This is a genomic window from Iodobacter sp., assembly GCF_025352645.1.
Taxonomy (GTDB): Bacteria; Pseudomonadota; Gammaproteobacteria; order Burkholderiales; family Chitinibacteraceae; genus Iodobacter.
This window is the reverse complement of the sequence record NZ_JANXSO010000027.1, coordinates 1-4,097: the sequence shown is the minus strand read 5'-3', so window position 1 is coordinate 4,097 and position 4,097 is coordinate 1. Positions and strand designations below refer to the sequence as shown.

Annotated in this window: 3 protein-coding genes; 2 read left to right on the top strand and 1 reads right to left on the bottom strand. The window is 52.3% G+C overall.

The window, feature by feature from the left end:
* A partial coding sequence (gene recJ / locus Q0R17_RS03620) for a single-stranded-DNA-specific exonuclease RecJ (protein ID WP_293932183.1) occupies positions 1 to 1,492 on the top strand: 1,492 nt, incomplete at its 5' end.
* 320 nt (positions 1,493 to 1,812) lie between these two features.
* On the top strand, positions 1,813 to 3,864 hold the full coding sequence (locus Q0R17_RS03615; RefSeq protein ID WP_293932181.1) for a lamin tail domain-containing protein: 2,052 nt from the start codon (positions 1,813 to 1,815) through the stop codon (positions 3,862 to 3,864).
* Positions 3,865 to 3,899: 35 nt separating this feature from the next.
* On the opposite strand, the gene Q0R17_RS03610 is transcribed toward Q0R17_RS03615, so the two are convergent.
* A partial coding sequence (locus tag Q0R17_RS03610; RefSeq protein ID WP_293932180.1) for a hypothetical protein occupies positions 3,900 to 4,097 on the bottom strand: 198 nt, incomplete at its 5' end.

Here is a 4,097-nt window from a genome sequence, read left to right as displayed (position 1 = left end):
TGCGATAGCCGCCAAAGAGCGGATTCTGATCGTGGCCGATTACGATGCCGATGGCGCTACGGCTTGCGCGGCGGGGATGCGGGGCCTTGCCATGCTGGGCGCGGTGGTCGATTTTGTGGTGCCGAACCGCTTTGAATATGGCTACGGCCTTACGCCAGAAATCGTTGAACTGGCAGCGCAAAAGTCGCCAGATTTAATTTTAACGGTGGATAACGGCATTGCCAGTGTGGCCGGTGTGGCCGCAGCGCAGGCGCGTGGTATTGATGTGCTGATTACCGATCACCACTTACCTGGCGATGAACTGCCCGCCACGCTAATTGTGAATCCTAATCAGCCGGGTTGTACTTTTGCCAGCAAAAATCTAGCTGGGGTAGGGGTGATGTTTTATGTGCTGATGGCGCTGCGGGCCGAGCTGCGCGAGCGGCAGGTTTTTGCCGGCATCAAAGAGCCTAACTTGGCGACGCTGCTGGATTTGGTTGCCTTGGGTACGGTGGCCGATGTGGTGCGGCTGGACGGCAATAATCGCATCTTGGTTGAGCAGGGATTAAAGCGCATGCGGGCAGGGCGGGCCAGTGCGGGTGTGCTGGCTTTGTTTACTGCAGCGGGGCGTTTCCCTTTTAAGGCATCGTGCTTTGATCTGGGTTTTACGCTGGGGCCAAGGCTCAATGCTGCAGGGCGTTTGGACGATATGAGCTTGGGCATCGCCTGCCTTCTGGCTGATTCAGAAGCCGCCGCTACGCCGCTAGCCAAAGAGCTGGACAGCATGAACCGCGAGCGGCGCGAGATTGAAGTGGGCATGCGCGCCGAGGCGGAAGCCATTTTGGCGGGCATAGATGTAGAAGACGCTTACAGCATTAGCCTTTATCAGGGCGATTGGCATCAGGGCGTGGTGGGGATTATTGCCTCCAGAATGAAAGATAGATTTCACCGCCCAACCATCGTGTTTGCCGATGGCAATGACGATGAAATCAAAGGCTCGGGCCGTTCCATCCCTGGCCTGCATTTGCGCGATGCGCTAGATTTGGTATCCAAACGCCACCCTGATTTGATTTTGAAATTTGGTGGCCACGCTATGGCTGCGGGTTTAAGCCTGCGTCAAGCCGACTTTGCGCGCTTTAAAGCCGCGTTCGAGGCGGTGTGCCTTGAGCTGATGGATGCCGACACGCTGGAGCGAAAAATTGAAACCGATGGCGAGCTGGCCACCGAATCTTTTGCGCTAGACGTGGCTGAAACGCTAGACAGACAAGTTTGGGGCCAAGGCTTTCCCGCGCCGATGTTCCAGGGCGAATTCACCGTGGTTGAGCAGCGCCTTGTAGGCGAGCGGCACTTAAAACTCAAACTCGCCAATCCGCACGGCCTAGTGCTGGACGCCATGCGCTTTGGTCATGCGGACCCGCTGCCGCCCAAAATCCTCGCAGTGTACCGCATCGGCGTAAACGAGTTCCGCGGCAACCGCGTGGTGCAGCTGCAAATTGAACATGTGAGCGAGTAGCGGTTTTGCATTGAATGCTTACTGTTTAAGTTATACCCAAGACTAAAACCCAAGTCTTAAACCACGGAGAAAAGCATATATAAGGGTTTCTCCGTGAAACTCCGTGTTCTCTGGGGCCGAAGTGTTTCAAGATTTGGGTTTTATACTGGGGAGGTGTTTCCGCGGTGGAGCACTCCTTGTAAGGTGGGCAAGTCTTTATCCCCCCACACCATGCTTATCCGCCAATGATTCCCTGCCGAGCAATCGTCTGTTTGCTATGGTAAAGAGGGGGCGCAGCTTTGCGCTAGGGCGTGTTTGGGTGGGAATAAGGGGCTGGCTGAATGAAACCAACTTTGCTGTATTTATGGTTGTTGGTCTTGATCAGTTTAACGGCCTGCGGAGGGGGAGGAGGCGGCTCTTCAGAGAGCGTGGCGCCAACGCCCGTTTCGCCAGTCGTGACAGCGACGCCTATCCCCACTGTTTTACCTTCGGTTACTCCTAGCGTTATACCCACCGCCATTCCTACCGCCGCGCCTCAGCCCAGTGCCGTCCCTACCTTTTTACCTAGCTCCAGCCCTAGCCCCACGCTGACCCCTACTTTGGCCCCTATCCCCACTTCACAGCCCAGCCCCGTTCCTACGCCTGCGCCCGTTACGGCGGCCAATGCGGGCCTATTAATCAGCGAAGTGTCTAGCAATGATTCGACCAACGCCGGTGCATGGCTAGAAATTCATAACCCAAGCGCCAGTGCGGTGTCGCTCAGCGGCGTAAGCCTGCGTACTCGCTCTGGCCTGCGCTCATCGCCATTTACCGTTTCCAGCTCCCCCGTTAGCTTTAGCCTGCCTGCGATCACGCTGGCAGCGGGGGGCTATTTTGTGCTGATTGCTAAAATTGACGATAGCGTTAGCGATAATAGCCAGGTGGCCTATATCAAAAATGGCGAAGCCGTGCCTTTCTGGGATGCCAATGGCGCTGTGGAGCTGACTTTTGCTGGGGCCACTTTAGATTTTGTCCGCTTTGGCAATAGCAGCCATGTGCCTTTAAGCAGCAGCGCATGGGCAGGAGCCAATGTGGCTGCCATGCCTGCCACTTCGCAAGATTATGGCAAATCGCTAGTCAGGCCGTTTCCGCTGCAAGGCAATAGCAATAGCGCGGCAGACTGGCTGCAGGTTTCTTTCGCCACGCCCGGCGGGCGCAACGATGTGCCCGCCACAGCGGCAGATAGCGATAACGATGGCATCCCTGATAGTGCAGAAGTTGCGGGTGGCACATTTGGCGGACTAGATTTGTTTGCGATGGGGGCAAGGGCGAATCAGCGCGATATCTTTGTACAAGTTGATCATATGATTTCCAGCGATGCCGGCATTACCCCGCGCAAAGAAGCTTTGCAAAAAGTAGCCGATGTTTTTGCCGCCAGAGGCTTTAGTATTCATTTTGATACCGGCAGCCTTTATGCCGCCAGTTTTAACCCCGCCTTATTTAATCTGGGTGGCGGCTTGGCAGGCGGAGCAAATGTGGTGAGCTATGCCAAATGTTTGAGTTTAGATAGCAAAACAGGCTGTGCCTCTTTATATAGCTATAAATCTGCGAGCTTAGATATCCGGCGTAAAACCATCTTTCATTATCTGATTATGGCCAATTCCCAAGAATTAGACGGCTCGGCTGGCTCATCTGGCATCGCTGAAGTGAATGGCAATGATTCAATGGTGACATTGGGTAGCTGGGGATTATCAACGGGATCAGGCAGTAATACTAATTTATTGCTTAATTATCAGGCCAGCACAATTATGCATGAATTGGGCCACAATTTTGGCTTAGAGCATGGCGGTAATGAATCTAATAATTACAAACCTAATTACTACAGTATCATGAATTACCTTTATCAATTACCTGGCCTAGGCTCTGATCCTAAAACAAATAGCGCCGTGCAGCGCTATTACTTAAATAATAACGCGCTAGGTTTTAGCTGGGGAAATATTTGCAATATTGACGCCAGCCCCTGCGGCACAGATTATAAAATGGATTACTCCGATGGCAGCGGCATTAGCTTAAATGAAAGCAGCCTGCTTGAATCCGCCATCATTGGCCGTGGAAATAATGGCGGGTTTTATGCCGACTGGAATACCAATGGCACACAAAATGCCAATACCTATTCAAGAGATATTAATCAAGATTCCAGCGTTTCAGTATTAAGCGATTACAACGACTGGGGAAACCTCAATATAGCCTTTGCACGGCAGAGCACGGGCAATAGCGGTGCCAGCTTATTATCTCGGCGCGTATTTATCCCCCTGCGTGTGCTTAGCCAAGACAGGCAAACTTCAGCAATTGAGCAGCGCCCTGCTTTAGAGTTGATTCGAATGATTACTAGCCTTAAAACGAGGGCTAAGTAATCGACGGGTAGGGTGTTTACTTGCAGCTTTGTAAGTTATTTAATGATGTGATTAAGACGTAGTGCATTATAAAAATGACAAACAAATATTGTTTCCTGATTATGTCTCTTGCTCAGGATCCCTTGATTTAGCCATTCGCGCGGCGTAAAGTGAACGAACGTTCTGTTTTGCGGAGGTGGATCATGCCCATCAATGGCATTCAGATGCAAAAAGGCTTGTCTTTGCCTGAGTTC

Bases quoted from the DNA above. Each gene is read 5' to 3' on its own strand.
- Q0R17_RS03615 (WP_293932181.1), top strand. From the start codon at position 1,813: ATGAAACCAACTTTGCTGTATTTATGGTTGTTGGTCTTGATCAGTTTA.